This window comes from Sphingomonas sp. (genome assembly GCF_019749955.1).
GTDB lineage: Bacteria > Pseudomonadota > Alphaproteobacteria > Sphingomonadales > Sphingomonadaceae > Sphingomonas.
Genome location: NZ_JAIEPC010000098.1, coordinates 1 through 16,874, shown reverse-complemented (window position 1 = coordinate 16,874; position 16,874 = coordinate 1). Strand labels below are relative to the sequence as shown.

Annotated in this window: 19 protein-coding genes and 1 pseudogene; 12 read left to right on the top strand and 8 right to left on the bottom strand. The window is 63.7% G+C overall.

What is annotated here, in order from left to right:
• Positions 1-63: 63 nt before the first annotated feature.
• Entirely contained in the window at positions 64-546 is a 483-nt protein-coding gene (locus K2W81_RS14810; RefSeq protein ID WP_294105724.1) for a biopolymer transporter ExbD, read from the top strand.
• A gap of 31 nt (positions 547-577) precedes the next feature.
• The gene (locus K2W81_RS14805) at positions 578-1,000 is read left to right on the top strand and encodes a biopolymer transporter ExbD (protein ID WP_294105721.1); all 423 of its coding nucleotides are present in this window, start codon (positions 578-580) and stop codon (positions 998-1,000) included.
• Positions 1,001-1,277: 277 nt separating this feature from the next.
• Here the strand turns inward: K2W81_RS14805 and dcd are convergent, their stop codons facing one another.
• Together dcd and K2W81_RS14795 are read right to left on the bottom strand one after the other, a co-directional pair.
• Positions 1,278-1,832, bottom strand: a complete 555-nt coding sequence (gene dcd, locus K2W81_RS14800) for a dCTP deaminase (RefSeq protein ID WP_294105719.1) — start codon at positions 1,830-1,832, stop codon at positions 1,278-1,280.
• A gap of 109 nt (positions 1,833-1,941) precedes the next feature.
• Entirely contained in the window at positions 1,942-2,622 is a 681-nt protein-coding gene (locus K2W81_RS14795) for an aspartate/glutamate racemase family protein (protein WP_294105717.1), read from the bottom strand.
• A 229-nt stretch (positions 2,623-2,851) separates the two neighbouring features.
• Here K2W81_RS14795 and K2W81_RS14790 point away from each other — a divergent pair, with 229 nt between their 5' ends.
• The gene (locus K2W81_RS14790) at positions 2,852-3,451 is read left to right on the top strand and encodes a bifunctional 2-polyprenyl-6-hydroxyphenol methylase/3-demethylubiquinol 3-O-methyltransferase UbiG (protein ID WP_294105713.1); all 600 of its coding nucleotides are present in this window, start codon (positions 2,852-2,854) and stop codon (positions 3,449-3,451) included.
• Between the two features lie 42 nt (positions 3,452-3,493).
• On the opposite strand, the gene K2W81_RS14785 is transcribed toward K2W81_RS14790, so the two are convergent.
• Complete coding sequence (locus tag K2W81_RS14785; RefSeq protein ID WP_294105711.1) at positions 3,494-3,937, bottom strand: cytidine deaminase; 444 nt, start codon at positions 3,935-3,937, stop codon at positions 3,494-3,496.
• Between the two features lies 1 nt (position 3,938).
• Positions 3,939-4,421 carry a UPF0262 family protein gene (locus K2W81_RS14780; RefSeq protein ID WP_294105708.1) on the bottom strand — a complete coding sequence of 161 codons (483 nt, stop codon included), beginning with the start codon at positions 4,419-4,421 and terminating at the stop codon, positions 3,939-3,941.
• Positions 4,422-4,539: 118 nt separating this feature from the next.
• Between K2W81_RS14780 and K2W81_RS14775 the strand changes: the two genes are divergently transcribed.
• Positions 4,540-6,036, top strand: a complete 1,497-nt coding sequence (locus K2W81_RS14775) for a replicative DNA helicase (RefSeq protein ID WP_294105702.1) — start codon at positions 4,540-4,542, stop codon at positions 6,034-6,036.
• A 137-nt stretch (positions 6,037-6,173) separates the two neighbouring features.
• Here the strand turns inward: K2W81_RS14775 and K2W81_RS14770 are convergent, their stop codons facing one another.
• Complete coding sequence (locus K2W81_RS14770) at positions 6,174-7,418, bottom strand: glutamate carboxypeptidase (RefSeq protein WP_294105698.1); 1,245 nt, start codon at positions 7,416-7,418, stop codon at positions 6,174-6,176.
• Between the two features lie 73 nt (positions 7,419-7,491).
• Positions 7,492-8,193, bottom strand: coding sequence for a hypothetical protein (locus tag K2W81_RS14765; protein WP_294105695.1), 702 nt, complete (start codon positions 8,191-8,193; stop codon positions 7,492-7,494).
• 115 nt (positions 8,194-8,308) lie between these two features.
• Between K2W81_RS14765 and argS the strand changes: the two genes are divergently transcribed.
• From argS to nagZ, 3 genes are read left to right on the top strand one after another with little or no spacing between them, the layout of a single operon-like run.
• Positions 8,309-10,021, top strand: coding sequence for an arginine--tRNA ligase (gene argS, locus K2W81_RS14760; protein ID WP_294105691.1), 1,713 nt, complete (start codon positions 8,309-8,311; stop codon positions 10,019-10,021).
• Positions 10,021-10,653 carry an SPOR domain-containing protein gene (locus K2W81_RS14755; RefSeq protein WP_294105688.1) on the top strand — a complete coding sequence of 211 codons (633 nt, stop codon included), beginning with the start codon at positions 10,021-10,023 and terminating at the stop codon, positions 10,651-10,653. Before argS ends, K2W81_RS14755 begins: the two co-directional genes overlap by 1 nt.
• A 16-nt stretch (positions 10,654-10,669) precedes the next feature.
• Positions 10,670-11,671 carry a beta-N-acetylhexosaminidase gene (gene nagZ, locus K2W81_RS14750; protein ID WP_294105685.1) on the top strand — a complete coding sequence of 334 codons (1,002 nt, stop codon included), beginning with the start codon at positions 10,670-10,672 and terminating at the stop codon, positions 11,669-11,671.
• Positions 11,672-11,832: 161 nt separating this feature from the next.
• On the opposite strand, the gene K2W81_RS14745 is transcribed toward nagZ, so the two are convergent.
• A complete protein-coding gene (locus tag K2W81_RS14745; protein WP_294105682.1) occupies positions 11,833-13,539 on the bottom strand; it encodes a di-heme-cytochrome C peroxidase in 1,707 nt (568 codons plus the stop codon).
• Between the two features lie 253 nt (positions 13,540-13,792).
• On the opposite strand from K2W81_RS14745, the gene K2W81_RS14740 reads away from it, so the two are divergent.
• The 5 genes from K2W81_RS14740 to tatC are packed head-to-tail and all read left to right on the top strand — an operon-like array spanning position 13,793 to position 16,548.
• A complete protein-coding gene (locus K2W81_RS14740) occupies positions 13,793-14,524 on the top strand; it encodes a ScpA family protein (protein WP_294105679.1) in 732 nt (243 codons plus the stop codon).
• A complete protein-coding gene (scpB, locus tag K2W81_RS14735; protein ID WP_294105676.1) occupies positions 14,521-15,102 on the top strand; it encodes an SMC-Scp complex subunit ScpB in 582 nt (193 codons plus the stop codon). The genes K2W81_RS14740 and scpB overlap by 4 nt, the downstream gene beginning before the upstream one ends.
• Before the next feature lie 31 nt (positions 15,103-15,133).
• Positions 15,134-15,343 carry a twin-arginine translocase TatA/TatE family subunit gene (locus tag K2W81_RS14730; RefSeq protein ID WP_294105765.1) on the top strand — a complete coding sequence of 70 codons (210 nt, stop codon included), beginning with the start codon at positions 15,134-15,136 and terminating at the stop codon, positions 15,341-15,343.
• 9 nt (positions 15,344-15,352) lie between these two features.
• Positions 15,353-15,766 (top strand): Sec-independent protein translocase protein TatB, encoded by a 414-nt coding sequence (tatB, locus tag K2W81_RS14725; protein WP_294105674.1) that lies wholly within the window; start codon positions 15,353-15,355, stop codon positions 15,764-15,766.
• On the top strand, positions 15,763-16,548 hold the full coding sequence (gene tatC / locus K2W81_RS14720) for a twin-arginine translocase subunit TatC (RefSeq protein WP_294105671.1): 786 nt from the start codon (positions 15,763-15,765) through the stop codon (positions 16,546-16,548). Before tatB ends, tatC begins: the two co-directional genes overlap by 4 nt.
• Positions 16,549-16,592: 44 nt before the next feature.
• Here tatC and K2W81_RS14715 read toward each other — a convergent pair.
• A pseudogene (locus K2W81_RS14715) lies at positions 16,593-16,799 on the bottom strand (transposase); the annotation flags it as partial.
• Positions 16,800-16,874 lie beyond the last annotated feature (75 nt).

Here is a 16,874-nt window from a genome sequence, read left to right as displayed (position 1 = left end):
ATCGGGGCGCCCCGCCGGTGCGATGGTCTCGCGACCGAAGTCCAAAGAATAGGATAGCTTGCAATGGCGATTAGTGTTGGCGGAAACACCGCCGATAAGCCCGTGTCGGACATCAACACGACGCCGCTGGTCGACGTGATGTTGGTGATGCTGATCATCTTTCTGATCGCGGTTCCGGTCGTCGTTCAGAACGTGAAGGTCAAGCTGCCCGACGTGCGATACGACCCAACGGCGACGAAGCCCGAAAACGTCTCACTGGTGGTGCGCGGAGGCCCCGGCGACACCTGCGAAGTCTTCTGGAACCGGATCCCGGTAACCAGCAAGGAATTGCTTGATCGTGCGGTTGAGAAGCTGAAGTTCGAAATCAACCGCCAGGGGGGCCCCACCGCCGCCGGCGTCGAACTGCCCGAAGCGCATATCCGCGGCGACGTCGATACGCCCTATCGGTGCATCGGCGGGACGATCTACACGATGCAACAGGCTGGCTTTGCGAAGGTGGGCTTCATCTCGCAGCCGCCCGCAGGCACATCCGATACCGAACGCTGATGCGCTCGCCCAGATTTAGGAGTTACACACTATGTCGATGAGCGGCGGCTCCGATGATGGCGAGCCGATGATGGAAATGAACACGACGCCGTTGATCGACGTCCTGTTGGTGCTCCTCATCATGTTCATCATCACCCTTCCAATCCAGACGCATGCGGTGAAGGTCGATTTGCCGCAGAACAATCCGAATTCGGTGCAGGTCAATGCGGACAAGAACAAGGTGTCGATCGATCCGACCGGCGTCGTGGCGTGGAACGGCCAGCCGGTCGATGACGTGACGCTGCGTCAGTTCCTCGATCAAACCAAGACGATCGACCCCGAACCAGAATTGCATTTCCAGCCCGATCCGGCGGCGCGCTACGAAGTCGTCGACCGAATTCTGGCGGTGATCAAAAAGTCGGGCGTCGGCAAGCTGGGCTTCATCGGCAACGAACAATATCGCAACGATTTCTGATCGATCGCGATCTGGATGACGTTCAAAGGGCGGTCCTGCGGGGCCGCCCTTTTTCGTTCGAGCGCCGCCCGACCGCCCGCGTGCGGCAAAGCGCCCATCAAGCAGGAAGCGCTGTCTCAGTTTAGGCCGCGATGGCGCCAAGGCGGAATCACCCACCATCCGTTCGTTTCGAGCGAAGTCGAGAAACAGGCCAAGTGCGCGGCGCAAACTGTTTCTCGACTTCGCTCGAAACGAACGGGTCGCAGTTGAGTGATCAGGCTCAGAAGCGTGATCAGGCTCACAGCTTGGGCAGTGTCACCCCGCGCTGGCCCATATACTTGCCCGCGCGGTCGGCATAGCTGACTTCGCACGGCTCATTGCCTTGCAGGAACAGAAACTGGCACGCGCCTTCATTGGCGTAGATGCGCGCCGGGAGCGGGGTGGTGTTCGAGAATTCGAGCGTCACATGCCCCTCCCAGCCCGGCTCGAGCGGGGTGACGTTGACGATGATTCCGCAGCGCGCATAGGTCGACTTGCCGAGACAAATGACGAGCACGTCGCGCGGCACCCGGAAATATTCGACGGTCCGGGCGAGCGCAAAGCTGTTGGGCGGGATGACGCAGCAATCGGTCTTCCGATCGACAAAGCTGTTCGAATCGAAATTCTTGGGATCGACGATCGCGGAATCGACATTGGTGAAAATCTTGAACTCGTCTGACACCCGCGCGTCATAGCCGTAGGACGACAACCCATAGCTGATGCAGCCGTCACGCTTCTGGCTTTCGACGAACGGCTCGATCATGCCTGAGCTCAGCGCCTGCTCGCGGATCCAGCGATCGGACATGATGGACATGGTGGCTTCCCCAGGTTGGACTTGGCGAAAAGCTTTCGCGGTTAAGGGGGCAAAGTGCAAGCGGGGGACCGCCGGGGAGATTGGCGGCGTTCCGGTTGCGCCGATATCCTCAGGCCGTCGGTGGCATCGCATGACGCGCGATCGCTGCCGCGTGAATCGCGGCGCAATCGATCAACGGAAAGGTACTGCTCGTGGCGTCGAACGCCAGCGCCAGATCGGTGCCGCCGAGCAGAATCGCGTCGCACCCGTCATCCGCCATCAAGCGATGCGCGGCGGTTTCGAAGATGGCCTTTTGCGCCGCGGTGATCGTCCCTGCGGTTGCCATCGCCGCATAGGCGGCATGGACGTCGTCAAGCTCGGGCTGACGCGGCGCAATCACGTCGGCGCTGGTGATCCCCCCGTAGAAGCGCGATTCCATCACGGTCCGCGTCCCGAGGACCCCGATCCGGGTGCAACCATGCGCCGCCACGTCTGTGGCGACTGCGTCGATCATGCTGATGACGGGGAGCGGCGACAGCGCGGTAAATGCCGTCCGACAGAAATGCCCGGCGATCGACGTCACCGCCACACAGCCGGCCCCGGCGCGCTGGAGTCGCGCGGCCAAGGCGGCAAAGATGGCGGCCTGATCCGCGTGGCGATCGGCCGCAAGATTGCCGAGCAAGGTCGGCGCGTCGGCATGGACCGTCGTCATCTCGAGCGCCGTATCCGCAGCGGAGAACAGCGCGATCAGTCGCCGTGTGTAATAATCCTGCGCGGCGGGGCCGATCCCGCCAATCAGTCCGATCTGCATCCTAGTCCCTTTCACCCGGTGCGATGATGCCCGTCGCCAGCGCGGGGCAAGATATCGAGCGATCGGCCCTGATCAACCGGGGGGCGCGCGGCTGGGGGCACAAAGCGCAACTGGCGACGAAGCCGCTCCCGCGAGGCATGACAGCGACACTTTGCCATGATCGTCCGAGACATTTCGTTGCCCCCGAAGATTGCTTTTGTTGCCGCCAAAATCGGCTTAAACCGGAGGCATGACGGCTTTCGATGACGCGACCTTGTCCTTCTATGCGAAGGAAGCGCCGCTTTACACCGCGTCCGGCACAGGGGGCATCAGCCGCCATTTGGAGGGCTTTCTTGCGCAGTTGAAGCCCGGTGCGGAGATCCTCGAGCTCGGATGCGGCGGCGGTCTCGACGCGGCGTTCATGATCGCGCAGGGCTTTGTGGTCTACCCCACCGATGGCACGCCCGAAATCGCCGCCAAGGCATCGGAGCGGTTGCAGCGCCCCGTCCGGGTGATGCGATTCGACGAGCTTGATGAGGTCGAACGCTATGACGCCGTCTATGCGTCGGCGTCGTTGCTACATGTTCCGTTGGTGGCGTTGAGCGGCATTCTCGCGGCCACACATCGCGCCTTGCGACCCGGTGGAACGCATTTTGCCAGCTACAAGGCGGGCGGGGTCGCAGGTCGCGATCGTTTTGGCCGCTATTTCAACTATCTGTCGCCCGATCAGGCCGATCGGCTCTATCGAGCAGCGGCGCCATGGGCCGATGTGCGGATCGAGGAAGCGATCGGCGGCGGCTATGACGGCGTCCAAGGCCCGTGGCTGAAAGTCACTGCCGCGAAGTGCTGAGCGCGGGTATGCGGCGCCTTAGCCCGGTCCAGGTCCCGCGCGCTACGCCATCCCCAAATTCGCCGGGCCGAATGCATGCGGGAGCAGGTCCGACAGGTTGAAGCTCGCCAAGGCGTCGCCACTCCCTCCGGCGCAGTGGATCACCAGGTCGCGGCCGCCGATTTGTGCGGCTTCGTTGAGCACCTGGCGGCAGCGACCGCACGGCGTCACCGGGTCGGCGCCTTGCAACCCCTCCGGCCCGATCATCCCGCCGATCACGCCGACCGCGACGATGTCGGCGAGCCGCCCCGAAGCGCTCGCGGTCGCGACCGCCACGGTCTCGGCGCAGAGCGAAAGGCCGTAGCTCGCATTCTCGAAGTTGGCGCCGGTCACGATGCTGCCGTCGCTCAGCAACAGTGCGGCGCCGACGTGGAAGCGTGAATAGGGGGCATGGGCGTGCGCGGCGGCGGCGCGCGCGGCGGCGATTAAGGTGGCGGCTTCGCTCATCTCATCCCTTGATATGGAGCACGCAGATCAGCGTGAACAGCCGCCGCGCCGTATCGAAATCAATGTCGATCTTGCCCTCAAGCCGCTCCTTGAGCAGTTCGGCGGCTTCGTTGTGGATACCGCGCCGGGCCATGTCGATCGTTTCGATTTGTTGCGGCGTCGCGGCGCGGATCGCCTGATAATAGCTGTCGCAAATCGCGAAATAATCCTTGATCGGTCGCCGGAAGCGCCCGAGCCCGAGGATATAGGTTTCGAGCGGCGTCGAATCCTCGCGCCCGATCGCGATGGCGAGGCGCCCTTCCTCGACGCTCAGCTCGATCCGGTAGGGGCCGGCATAGCCATCGGCATGTTCGCGTAACGGCTTGAAATAATTGCCCTCGATCAGATCGAAGATCGCAATGCGCCGCTCCTGCTCGATATCGGCGCTACGCCACAATATCGTGCGCTCGTCGAGCTTGACGTCGATGATCCGGGGATCGGCCATGACATCAGCCTATCGGGCGAACGCGCCGCCGAATCAACGCCCAAGCGCACGCGCACTTATCCACCGCAGATTGGCCGCGCCGGGTTGATCGCGACGGCGGGGACGCCGAAAAGGCGGCATGGCCACGCATCCTGTCGATCCCACCCCGCTAGTCGCGGTTCCCAAAAGCTTGCCGCAGAATGTCGAGGCCGAAGCGGCGCTGCTCGGCGCGATGATGCTCGACGAGCGGATTGCCGACGACATCGGTGACCGGCTGACCGAGGAGCATTTCTACGAGCCGGTCCATGGCCGCATTTTTTCGGCGATCAAGCGGCTGCGCGGTAACGATATGCGGCCAACGCCGGTGACGCTGCGCCCGCTGTTCACCGAAGACGAAGGGATGCGTGCGCTCGGTGGCCCCGCCTATCTCGCGCAGCTGACGGGCAGCGGGGCCGGGCTGATCGGCGCACGCGACTTCGCGACTCAAATCTATGACCTCGCGATGCTGCGGACCCTAGTGACGGTGGGCCGCGAGATGGTGGACCGCGCGACCGACACGTCGGAGGAAGTCAATCCGCGCAAGCAAGTCGAACTCGCCGAAGAGGCGCTGTTCAAGGTCGCCGCCGAGGGCAATAGCGAGAATGCGATCAAGAGCTTTGGCCAGGCCGCGACGATGGCGGTCAAAATGGCCGAGCGCGCGCTCAACGCCGGGGGCAGCCTGTCGGGCATCACGACGGGGCTCGAATCGATCAACACCAAGACCGGCGGGATGCACAAGTCGGACTTGATGATCCTCGCCGGGCGGCCGGGCATGGGCAAGACCTCGCTCGCCACCAACATCGCCTTCAACGCCGCGCAACGCTTCATGCGCGACATTGCCGACGGCATCCCCGCCGATCGCTCGGTTGGTAGCAAGGTCGCCTTCTTTAGCCTCGAAATGTCGGCCGATCAGCTCGCGACGCGCATCCTGGCCGAACAATCGCTGATCAGCTCGGAAAAGCTGCGGATGGGCAAGCTCAACAGCGCCGAAATGCAGCGGCTGGTGCAGGCATCGATCGAGCTGCAGAACCTGCCGCTGTTCATCGATGATACCGCCGGCCTGTCGATCAGCGGGCTGCACACGCGGATGCGGCGGCTGCAGCGCAAGCACAAGAATGAGATCGGGCTGGTGGTGGTGGACTACCTCCAGTTACTGAGCGGCAGCGGGAGCCGCGCCAGCGACAACCGGGTGCAGGAAATCTCCGAAATCAGCCGCGGGCTGAAGACGATGGCCAAGGACCTGAACGTCTCGGTGCTCGCGCTGTCGCAGCTCAGCCGCGCGGTCGAAAGCCGTGAAGACAAGAAGCCGATGCTGTCGGACCTGCGCGAATCGGGATCGATCGAGCAGGACGCCGATATCGTGATGTTCGTGTTCCGCGAGGATTATTATCTGGCGATGCAGGAGCCGAGCAAGCCAATGGCCGACAGCGCGCCCTCGGTCGGCCAGAAGCATGACGAATGGAGTCAGCGGATCCACGCGGTGCAGGGGCTATCCGAACTGATTATCGCCAAGCAGCGCCACGGCGCGACCGGCAGCGTGAAAATGGTGTTCGAGCCCGAGATTACGCGGTTCAGCGATTATGCGGGGCCGCAATAGGCGCTGATGAATTCATTCTCCCCCGTTCGTTTCGAGCGAAGTCGAGAAACAGGCCACGGGCGACGTCGCTTGGTGCCTGTTTCTCGACTTCGCTCGAAACGAACGGTGAGGATTCAAAGTCCCAAATTCAATCGCCGCTATTGCCGCCGCACGGGTGGGTTCTTGCCCGTTTCGATGATCAACCGCGTCAGCAGGTAAAGCCGGGGCGTGAGCGAATCGAGCTCGATATATTCCAGTTCCGAATGGAAACCGCCGCCGATCGGGCCGAGCCCGTCGAGCGCGGCGACGCCGCCTTCATAGGCCATTGCCGATTCGGACGCGCCGCCATTGCCGCCGCGCGCGATCCGGCGATCGAGCTCGGCATAGATGCGCTCGGCGAGCGTCGCGAGCGCTTGCGTCTGGGGGTTGTCGGGCAGCGGCGGATAGCTGATCTCGCGCTTTACCGTCACGACGGTGTCGGGGATGATCGTGGTCGCGGCATTTTTGCGGAACACCGCGTCGACGTCTTCACCTTGCGCCTTATCGCGGATGCGGACGTTGAATGTCGCCGATGCGTCTTCGGGGATGATGTTGTAGCGGCTGCCCGCCTTCATCAGCGTCAGGTTCGCGGTCACGCCGTCGCCGACCTTGGGCAGGCCATCGGCGAGCTGGATCTGGTGAATGAGTTCAAGCGCGGCATTGCGCCCGAGCTGCGGCGCGACTCCAGCATGCGCGGGGCGGCCCTTGACGGTGATGTCGAATGAATTGCTGCCCTTGCGCCACACGGTGAGGGTATCGGGTGCGTCGCCGGGTTCGAGATTAAGCTCGACATCGGCCGTCCCGACGAGCTTGGTGATCAGCCCACGCGTGCCCGGCGAGCCGCGCTCTTCGGACGTCTCGACGAGGAACGTGATCGAGGCGTAATCGTCGTGCTTCAATTGCGACAGCAGCTTGATCGCCATGATCCCTTCAACCACGCCGCCCTTTTCGTCGCCGACGCCGGGGCCATAGGCGCGCTTGCCGTCGGTGCTGAACGGACGCTTGGCGACAGTGCCGGGCTCGAACACGGTATCGGTATGCGCGATCAGCAGCACGCGCCCCTTGCCGCGCCCTTTGAGCGTCGCGACGAGATTGTGGGGATAGGCCGGGTTTTCGGCCGGGATGAGCGCCACGTCCATGCCGAGCGCGCGGAGTTGTTCGGCGACGAGTTCCTGCGCCTTTTGCCCGCTGACCTTGTCGCCCGTGCCTGAATCGATGTTGACGAGGCGTTCGAGCAGCGTGAGCTGTTCGGCGCGCAACGCCTCTGCCGCTTGCCACACCTTACCCGCCTGACCCTTGGGCGCGGCAAGGGCAGGTGAGGTCGCGATCAGGGCAGTGGCGAGCAACAGGGCGATCCGGCGCATGGCAATCCTTTCAGCGGGCAATGCCGCCAAGCTTGCCGCCTTTGGCGCGCGTGTCCAGCCCGGCAATCGCTGCCTATTGGTTGGTGCTGTTCGTCACCGGTGCAGTGTCGACGGCGTTGTCGGCGGCGGGCGCGGTGACATTGCCGGTATCGACCGCGTCCGGCCCGTCGCACGCGAGGATCGTCTCACTTTGCTGGCCGCGTCCATCGACGACGGTAATCTTCGCTTTCTTGGGGCAGGTGCGATCGCTGATAGTGAAGCTGATCGCGCGGTCGGCGCTGTTGATCGACGTGCCTGCTGCCTGGCCGTCAGCGGTGAGGAGGCCGATGAATGGGGCCGTGCCGCCCTCGATGCCGACCACCACCTTGCCGTCGGCGAAAGACGATTTGACCGACAGCGGGGTTACCGGACTTGCGTTCGTGCCCGCAGAGCCGAAGTAAAAACCCGTCACCGTGCCGAACGTGCCCGCGAAGACGAGGAACACTTCGCGCGCGAGGCGATAGCGAGTGTTGAGTTCGTCGGGATCGCCCGCACCATAGAGCGCGCGCGCGATCATCAGTCCCCCGAAGGCGAGCATGCTGACGATCAGCGTCAGCACGAGGATAAGCCGCGTCCCTTCGATCGTGAAGCGCTGGGCGATCGGCAGTATCGCCAAATATTGATAGACGAACCACAGAAAAATACTGAGGCCGATAAGCAGCGTGCCGGGGATGATGAACGAGTCCCACCATCTTGGCGCCGGTGTCGTTGCTTCGTCGGCTGGATCATTTGCCATGTCATCAATCCCCCAATGGCAATCATTACCACTACCCTGAAAGCGATGCCACCAAAGTTGCCACCGTTTCGGTATGATTTTGCGCAGCGCCCCGGCTTGGGCTAAGCGCGCGGGCATGACGCTCTACACTCGCTTTACCGCGCATCTCGATGCTGCCCTTGACCGGATTCCCGAAGTCGCCGCGCTTGCCCGCAGCGGCGTGACGGTCGAGCCACCGCGCGACACCAGCCACGGCGATCTCGCGACCAATGCCGCAATGGTGCTCGCCAAGCCCGCAGGGATGGCGCCGCGTGCGCTGGCGGAGCGGATCGCGGCCGAACTCGGCACGCTGAGTGAAGTCGCCTCGGTGGCGATCGCCGGGCCGGGGTTTATCAACCTGACGCTGGGCGAGGATAGCTGGCGGAGCGAGTTGCGCACGATCACCGGCGAAGGCGCTGACTATGGCCGCGTGACGCGCGCCGATCCGATGACGATCAACGTCGAATATGTCTCGGCCAATCCGACGGGGCCGATGCACATGGGCCATTGTCGCGGTGCCGTGGTCGGTGATGCGCTGGCGAGCCTGCTCGAATTTTCGGGCAACAAGGTCGTGCGCGAATATTATGTCAATGACGCGGGCGGGCAGGTCGATGTGCTCGCGCGCTCGGTCCACCTGCGCTACCGCGAGGCGCTGGGCGAAACGATTGCGATCCCGGAAGGCCTGTATCCCGGCGACTATCTGGTGCCGGTGGGCGAGGCCTTGGCCGCCGAGTTTGGCGACCGCTATGTCGCGGCGCCCGAAGTCGAGTGGCTGGTGCCGTTCAGGACGCATGCGGTTGCGGCGATGATGGACCTGATCAAGGCCGATCTCGCGCTGCTCGGCATCCATCACGATCTCTTCTCGTCCGAGGCTGCGCTGCAAGCCGCTGGCAAGCCCGAGGCGGCTGAGGCGACTTTGCGCGCGCGCGACCTGATCTATGACGGTGTGCTCGAAGCGCCCAAGGGGCAGGAGCCCGAGGATTGGGAGCCCGTGGTGCTGCCGCTATTCCGCTCGACGCAGTTCGGCGACGATCAGGACCGACCGATCCGCAAGTCGAGCGGCGAATGGACCTATTTCGGCGCCGATCTCGCCTATCATTTCCAGAAGAGCCAGAGCGCCGACCAGTTGATCGACATTTGGGGCGCCGATCATGCCGGGACGGTCAAGCGGATCACCGCCGCCGTGCAGGCGCTGACCGAAGGCAAGACGCGCTTCGACGTCAAGCTCGTCCAGATGGTGCGGCTGCTGCGCGGCGGCGAACCGGTGAAAATGTCAAAGCGCGCGGGCAATTTCGTCACGCTGGCGGACGTGGTGCGCGAAGTCGGCAAGGATGTCGTGCGCTTCACGATGCTGACCCGCAAATCGGATGCGCAGATGGATTTCGACTTCGCCAAGGTGGTCGAAGCTTCGAAGGACAATCCGGTCTTCTACGTTCAGTACGCGCATGCCCGCACGCGCTCGCTCGCGCGCAAAGCTGCCGAGGCGGGGATTTCCGCCGAGGGCGCCGATCTGACGCTGCTCGATGCCGAGGAGCTGGCGCTGGTCAAATTCGCGGCGCAATTCCCGCGCCTCATCGAGATTGCCGCCGCCGCGCGCGAGCCGCACCGGGTGGCTTTCTATCTCTATGATCTGGCCGCGGCCTTCCATGCGCAGTGGAATGTCGGCAACGACCGCCCCGAGCGGCGATTCCTGATCTTGGACAACCCTGCGCTTACCGCCGCGCGACTTTATCTTGCCGATGCGCTAGGACAGGTGATCCGCAACGGCTTGGCGATCATGGGCGTCGAGGCGGTAGAGGAGTTGAATTGATGGCAAGCAGCAGCGACACCGTGCACGACGAAGAGCGTCTGCCCTGGCTCGAAACCGCCGACGAAGACTATCAGGAGCGCCCGTCGATCATGCGGATGCTGCCGCTGATCATGGGCGGGCTGGTGCTGATTGCGCTGCTGGTGTTCGGCTATGTCGCGCTGAGCGGTGGCGGTGGCAAAGTCGACGGCAACGGCCAGCTGATTGCCGCGCAGGAAGGCGATTACAAGGTCAAGCCCGAAGACGCCGGTGGCCGCAAGGTCGAGGGCGAGGGCGATACCTCCTTCGCCACGAGCGAAGGCAAGGGGCCGAAAAACGCCAAGATCGACCTGAAGCAAATGCCCGAAGCGCCCGTCACGCTCCGCGGCGGCAAGCCGATTCCGGCGGGCACATCGAGCAGCGCGCTGGTGCAATTGGGGTCGTTCCCGACCGCTGCGGCGGCCAATGGCGCCTGGGCAGCGGCATCGAAGCGTTTCGCTTATGTCGCGCCGCTCGGCCATTCGGTCGAGCAGGCCGCCGTCAATGGCCGCACGGTGTTTCGCCTGCGGGTCAATGCCGGCAGCGCGAGTGCGGCGACCGAGCTGTGCGGCAAGCTGAAGGTCGCTGGCGAAGCCTGCTTCGTCCCGCCGAACTGATCAACGCGGGGTGCTGATGAAGCCGGTAATTTTCGGGCTGAGCGGCCTTTCGCTCACGGACGACGAGCGCGCCTTCTTTGCCGAGAGCGCGCCGTGCGGGTTCATCCTGTTTCGCCGCAATGTTGAGAACCGGACTCAACTTCGCGCGCTAACTGACTCGTTACGCGCGCTGACCGGGCGCGACGATGTGCCGATCCTGATAGATCAGGAAGGCGGTCGGGTCGCGCGGATGGCGCCGCCCGAATGGCCGGCCTTCCCGGCGGGTCCCGCGTTTGATGCCTTGTACGAGATCGCGCCGATGTCTGCGATCGAGGCCGCGCGCGCCAATGCGCAGGCGATCGCGCTGATGCTGGTCGAGGTCGGGATCAACGTCGATTGCCTGCCGTTGCTCGACGTCGCGCAGCCCGATACGACCGACGCAATCAGCACGCGTGCTTATGGTCGCGAGCCGCAGCGGGTGGCGGCGATGGGTCGCGCGGTGATCGATGGCTTACGGCGCGGCGGCGTGGTCGGGGTGGTCAAGCATATGCCGGGGCATGGCCGCACGGTGGTCGACACGCATTATCATTTGCCGACGGTGACCGCGTCCGATGCCGAACTCGACATCGATCTCGCGCCCTTCATTGCGCTGAGCGACGCGCCGATGGGGATGACGTCGCATATCGTGTTCGAGGCCTGGGATGCCGCGCGGCCCGCGACGCTGTCGCCGGTAATCGTCCACGACATCATTCGCACGCGGATCGGCTTTGACGGGCTGCTGATGACTGACGACATCGACATGAAGGCGTTGAGCGGCACAGCCGGCGAGAAAGCGGCGGGGGCGCTGGCGGCAGGCTGCGATCTGGTGCTCGATTGCTGGGCGCGGATGGACGAGATGGTCGATATCGCGGGGCGGATCGGCGACATGCCCGACGCCTCCCGCGCACGACTCGACCGCGCCATGGCGACGATCAAGCCGGGCGAAGGCGATTTCGCCGAACTGATCGCCAAGCGCGACGCGCTGCTCGCGCTGGCCTGAGCGCCGGACACGTTTCGGGGTTGAGGGAATTCCTCCGACCCGTTCGTGCTGAGCTTGTCGAAGCACTGCTCTTCTTCTTCGAGGACGTCGCATAAGAAGGACGGCCCTTCGACAAGCTCAGGGCGAACGGTGCCAGGTGGGTGACTCAAGCAGAAGCGCCGCTACAGAACTTTCAGATACTCCAGCAGCGCCGTCTTCTCAGCGTCGGTCAGCGTCGTCCCGAATTCGTGGCCGCAACGGCTGTTGCCCGATCCGCGCGCTTCGCAGCCCGTGGTGGTGCGTGTATAGGCGCCGGGCTGCTGCGTGGCGAGGCCGACGCGGCTGGTGTCATAGTTTTGGCCGACCGCAAATGTCACCGGACGCTGGGCCGCAGGCTTGAGCAGATCGGCGAGCGACGGCACCGAGCCGTTGTGCAGATAGGGCGCGGTCGCCCAGATGCCGTAGAGCACGCGCGATTCATATTTGAACGTGTCGGTTGGCGGATTGACGGCATCCTCGCGGAAGGCGCCCGCGAGCGCGTTCTGCGTGTCGGCATTATTCTTTGGCGCGGCGCCCAGCCCGATGAAGCTGAGCTTTTGCTGCAGGATCGACCCGATCACGGAAAAGCTCAGCAGCTTGAACGCCGTCGTCGTCTTGGGGATCGGCGTGCCAACGAGGCGGAACTTGCCGCCTTCAAGCACGCCCGACTGTGCGTCGCGGCCGAGGATGGCATATTGGTGCGAGTCGGTGCCGACGTCCTGGATCGGCGTTGCCCAGGTCGCTTGAAAAAGCGGGCGCGTCACGCCGGGCTTTTCGGCATGGCAGGCAGCGCAGCCGCCGCTTTCGGTCGGGCGGCCGAAAATCGCCTTGCCCTGCGCCGCAAGCTGGGTGTTGACCGCGAACGGCCAGCGCGGCGCGCCGATTTTCTTGACCAGGCCTTCGAGCGACCCAAGCCCGCTGAAATTGGCCGAATTGCCTTTCAGGAAATTGACATTGCTGATCACCGTGCCCGATTTGACCGGGTGATAGACGCCGAACACGCCGTAAACCTCGCCCAGATTGCGCGCGAGGCCAAGCAGATCATTGCCATTGTCGGCAAAACCCGGCCACTGCGTCTTGTCCTGCTTGGGCGCGTTCCAGATGAAGGGATAGCGCACCGGCGCATCGGCCGTGCGGATATTGTCGGCGATCAGATAGGTCGGCGCCGGTCCCAGATCGAGCCCGGCCAGCCGGTTGAAGATCATGCTGACCGCGTCGAGCCGCCCGAGGCCCCAGAGATCGGCGCGCGGCAGGGCATTGGTGATCATCGCATTTTCGCGATCATACCAAGTCTGGACCGACAGCTTCAGATTATCGCGCTGCGCCTGCGTCGCGCCTGCGCCGAGCACGGCGGTGGCGAAATCACCGAACGCGGCATCGCTGGCGAGCGCTTTGCCAACGCCGCCGACCATATCGACGAGCAGCGCTTGAAAATCGACGATCGCCGGGCCGCCGTCGGCGCGGTAAGTAACATTATTCGCGACGATGTTGCGCGTGTGGCATGCCGCGCACGTCATCCCCGCCATCTGGTTGCCCGCAGGCCCCGCGAGCGTGAAGCCGATCGGCAGATTGGTGCCGCTGGGTGCAAAGGCGTTGGGCAAATAGCCGTAGCGCTGGAGCTGATCGAACAGGAATGGCTTGCCGTCGGGCGTCTTGATCGCGCTCAGCCAGGCATAGGGGATCATCTGTGAGCCCTGATCCTGGCTGTAGAAGGCGGTCCGGGTCGCGTTGGTCCAGGTGGGGCCCTGCGACAGATAGGCGACCGAGCTTTGCGCGGTGCCGGCGGTTGGCGAAGCGGCACCCGCCGCCATCGCGACACTGGCCAAGATGCGAGCGATCCGAGTTTTCATGGCACAACTCTCCCCAAGAGTGCGCGCATCTTGGGATCGACTTGCCGTGGCGAGCCGATGCCTTAATGCGTTACAAATTTGCCTTGTTTCGTAACCTATCACAGAGGTAGAACTTGGTCAATATTTATCATGGGCCGCATCGTTACTGGAAAATCAACTTGTTTTATTGCACTGCGGCACTGGATTTTTCCGAGACGCGACCGATCGGCGCAACGACTTTCGCTCAAGCGCAAAATCCGGCAAGGCTTGGGCGATGGACGCCGATCCCGATACGCTGACGCTCGACATTGATGGCTGGGAAGGGCCGCTCGACCTGCTGCTCGCGCTTGCCCGCACGCAGAAAGTCGATCTGCGGCAATTGTCGATCCTCGAACTGGTCGAACAATATCTGAATTTCATCGACCGGGCGCGCGCGCTCAAACTCGAAGTCGCGGCCGATTATCTGGTGATGGCGGCGTGGCTTGCGTATCTCAAATCGGCGCTGCTGCTGCCGCGTGATCCCGAGCAGGAACCGAGCCCCGAAGAACTCGCGCTGCGGTTGCAATTGCGGCTCGAACGGCTGAGTGCGATGCGCGAAGCGGGGGCGCGGTTGCTGGCGCGTGATCGGCTGGGGCGCGATGTGTTCGTGCGCGCCGCGCCCGAGGGGCTGAAGACGATCCGCACGGCGGCGTGGCAGGCTGACCTGTATGACCTGATCGAAGCCTATGGCCGGGTGACCGCCCGGACACGACCGGTGATGCATATCGTCGCCAGTCGCCCGGTGATGACGCTCGAAGCCGCGCTCGACCGCGTGGCGCGGCTGGTTGGCGAGACGATCGACTGGGCGACGATCGAGAAATTTTTGCCTGAAGGGGCGGGGGGGACTTTCCGCAAGTCAGCGCTGGCGTCGTCGTTTCTCGCGTCGCTTGAACTCGCGCGGCAGGGCCGGGTCGAGCTGCGCCAGCAAGCGCCGTTCGCGCCGCTCTATCTGCGGCGGCCGGCATGAGCGGCGATCCGGTCGATGACTATGTCCGCGCGGTCGAAGCCGTGCTGTTCGCCGCTGACGATCCGCTGACGGTTGAGGCGATCCGCGCGCATGCAGGGGAAGGCGATGTTCGCCACGCGCTGGTCGAGCTGGCCGCGCATTATGCCGGGCGCGGGATCGAACTCGTCCAGCGCGGCGACCGCTGGCATTTTCAGACCGCCGCCGATCTCGCCCATCTGCTCCGCCGCGACCGCGAGGAACCGCGCAAATTGAGTCGTGCGGGCGTCGAGACACTGGCGATCATTGCCTATCACGAGCCCGTCACCCGCGCCGAAATCGAAGCAATCCGGGGCGTGCAGATTTCAAAGGGCACGCTCGACGTGCTGATGGCGGCGGGGTGGGTGCGCCCGGCGGGGCGGCGCGAAGTGCCGGGGCGACCGTTGCTCTATGCGACAACGCCCGAATTTCTCGCGCATTTCGGCTTGATCAGCCGCCGTGACTTGCCCGGCATCGACGATCTGCGCGCTGCCGGACTGCTCGACCCGATCGATCTCGCTTTCGAACACGCCGAGGTGGCAAATGGCGAGGAAGACGCCTAGATAGGCGGTTAGAGCGTTTAGGAGAATGATCATGGGTGGTTTCAGCCTGATGCATTGGCTGCTGTTTGGTGGCGTCGCGATCCTCGTGCTGGGTGGCGGTCGCTTCTCGGCGATGATGGGTGATGTCGCCAAGGGCGTTAAGCAGTTCAAAAAGGGCCTGTCCGAAGAGGACGAAGACGGTAAGCCCGCGAGCCGGATCGACGCCAAGGCCGAGCCCGAGCCCGCCGCCAAGGACGGCTAAGTCCGCCGCATGTTCGGTGTTGACTCGTCCGAGCTGCTGTTGGTGGCATTCGTCGCGCTGGTGGTGATCGGCCCGAAGGACCTGCCCAAGGCAATGCGTGTGGTCGGCTATTGGGTCGGTCGCGGGCGCGGCGTGATGCGCCAGGTCCGCAGCGGATTCGATACGATGATGCGCGAAGCCGAGCTGAAAGAGCTCGAAGAAAAATGGGCGCAGGAAAATGAGCGCATCATGCGCGACACCGCGCTCACGCCGTCCACACCCATGGTGCCGTTTGCGCCTGAAACCAGCGACGATGTCGATGCGCCGCCGGTGATGACGGCCGCGCCGGTGCTGACCGGGCCGCCACCGCCGAGCCTTGATGAGATCGATGCCGCGCTCGGCCTCCACCCCGATGCCAGCGTGCCGATCGAACCGCCCAAATGAACGCGCCGGCCAAAGATACGAGCGAAATCGACGCATCCCGCGCACCGCTGCTTGATCATCTGGTCGAGCTGCGGCGGCGGTTGATCTATTGCGTGATCGCGGTCGCGCTGGCGTTTGCGCTGTGCTTCGGCTTTGCGCGGCAGATTCTCGAAATCCTCGTCCATCCGCTCGTCGCGGCGGGGCAGAAGACGATCATCAACACCGATGTGTTCGGCGGGTTCTTCGTCCAATTGAAAGTCGCGTTTTTCGCCGCGATGATGATCGGATCGCCGGTGATCGCGACGCAGCTGTGGCAGTTCGTGGCGCCCGGGCTTTACCGCAATGAAAAACGTGCACTGCTGCCGTTCCTGCTCGCGACGCCGGTGCTGTTCACACTCGGTTCGTCGCTGGCCTATTTCATCGCCATACCGATTGCGCTCAAGTTCCTGCTGGGCTTTCAGGGCGATCTGGGCGGGGTGACGCAGGAAGCGCTGCCTGACGTCAACAATTACCTCGGCTTCGTGATGCAGTTCATGTTCGGCTTCGGGATTTCGTTCCTGCTGCCCGTGCTGCTGATGCTGCTCGAACGCGCCGGCATTGTTACTCGCAAGCAACTGATCGGCGCGCGGCGCTATGCGATCGTCGCGGCGGTCGGCATTGCGGCGGTGCTGACGCCGCCGGACATCGGGTCGCAGCTTTTGCTCGCGATCCCGCTGATCATCCTCTACGAACTGGCGATTATCGGCATCTGGTTCACCGAGAAACGGCGCGGGCGTGCCAAGCCGGTCACCGACGAAGCCTAGGCGCGCCGACCCAAGGCAAGGGAAAAAGATAGAGCGGTTTTCGATCAGTTTGGATCATATCCGCACGAGCTGAAGTAGTTGGCGCATTCGTCGGGCTGGAAGATATCGACGAGCCTGCCGATGAGGTCCCACAGGCCTGTCACGGTCCGCTCGCCGATTTTTCTGAGCATTGCCTTGAGCTTCGAGAACGCTTTTTCCATGGGGTTGAAGTCGGGGCTATAGGGTGGAAGGAACATCAGACGTGCGCCTGCCGGGCCTGTCAGGATTTCCGTGTGTGGGCGGGCGGTTGAACATTACGCCGCCATGGCTTTGATGAAGCGCTCGCC

Coding starts and splice junctions, on each gene's coding strand:
- K2W81_RS14795 (WP_294105717.1), bottom strand. CDS start 2,622: ATGCAGATCGGACTGATTGGCGGGATCGGCCCCGCCGCGCAGGATTAT.
- K2W81_RS14785 (WP_294105711.1), bottom strand. CDS start 3,937: ATGAGCGAAGCCGCCACCTTAATCGCCGCCGCGCGCGCCGCCGCCGCG.
- argS (WP_294105691.1), top strand. CDS start 8,309: ATGACGCTCTACACTCGCTTTACCGCGCATCTCGATGCTGCCCTTGAC.
- scpB (WP_294105676.1), top strand. CDS start 14,521: ATGAGCGGCGATCCGGTCGATGACTATGTCCGCGCGGTCGAAGCCGTG.
- K2W81_RS14810 (WP_294105724.1), top strand. CDS start 64: ATGGCGATTAGTGTTGGCGGAAACACCGCCGATAAGCCCGTGTCGGAC.
- nagZ (WP_294105685.1), top strand. CDS start 10,670: ATGAAGCCGGTAATTTTCGGGCTGAGCGGCCTTTCGCTCACGGACGAC.
- K2W81_RS14770 (WP_294105698.1), bottom strand. CDS start 7,418: ATGCGCCGGATCGCCCTGTTGCTCGCCACTGCCCTGATCGCGACCTCA.
- K2W81_RS14775 (WP_294105702.1), top strand. CDS start 4,540: ATGGCCACGCATCCTGTCGATCCCACCCCGCTAGTCGCGGTTCCCAAA.
- K2W81_RS14790 (WP_294105713.1), top strand. CDS start 2,852: ATGACGGCTTTCGATGACGCGACCTTGTCCTTCTATGCGAAGGAAGCG.
- K2W81_RS14745 (WP_294105682.1), bottom strand. CDS start 13,539: ATGAAAACTCGGATCGCTCGCATCTTGGCCAGTGTCGCGATGGCGGCG.
- K2W81_RS14805 (WP_294105721.1), top strand. CDS start 578: ATGTCGATGAGCGGCGGCTCCGATGATGGCGAGCCGATGATGGAAATG.
- dcd (WP_294105719.1), bottom strand. CDS start 1,832: ATGTCCATCATGTCCGATCGCTGGATCCGCGAGCAGGCGCTGAGCTCA.
- K2W81_RS14765 (WP_294105695.1), bottom strand. CDS start 8,193: ATGGCAAATGATCCAGCCGACGAAGCAACGACACCGGCGCCAAGATGG.
- K2W81_RS14740 (WP_294105679.1), top strand. CDS start 13,793: ATGGACGCCGATCCCGATACGCTGACGCTCGACATTGATGGCTGGGAA.
- tatB (WP_294105674.1), top strand. CDS start 15,353: ATGTTCGGTGTTGACTCGTCCGAGCTGCTGTTGGTGGCATTCGTCGCG.
- K2W81_RS14780 (WP_294105708.1), bottom strand. CDS start 4,421: ATGGCCGATCCCCGGATCATCGACGTCAAGCTCGACGAGCGCACGATA.
- K2W81_RS14730 (WP_294105765.1), top strand. CDS start 15,134: ATGGGTGGTTTCAGCCTGATGCATTGGCTGCTGTTTGGTGGCGTCGCG.
- K2W81_RS14755 (WP_294105688.1), top strand. CDS start 10,021: ATGGCAAGCAGCAGCGACACCGTGCACGACGAAGAGCGTCTGCCCTGG.
- tatC (WP_294105671.1), top strand. CDS start 15,763: ATGAACGCGCCGGCCAAAGATACGAGCGAAATCGACGCATCCCGCGCA.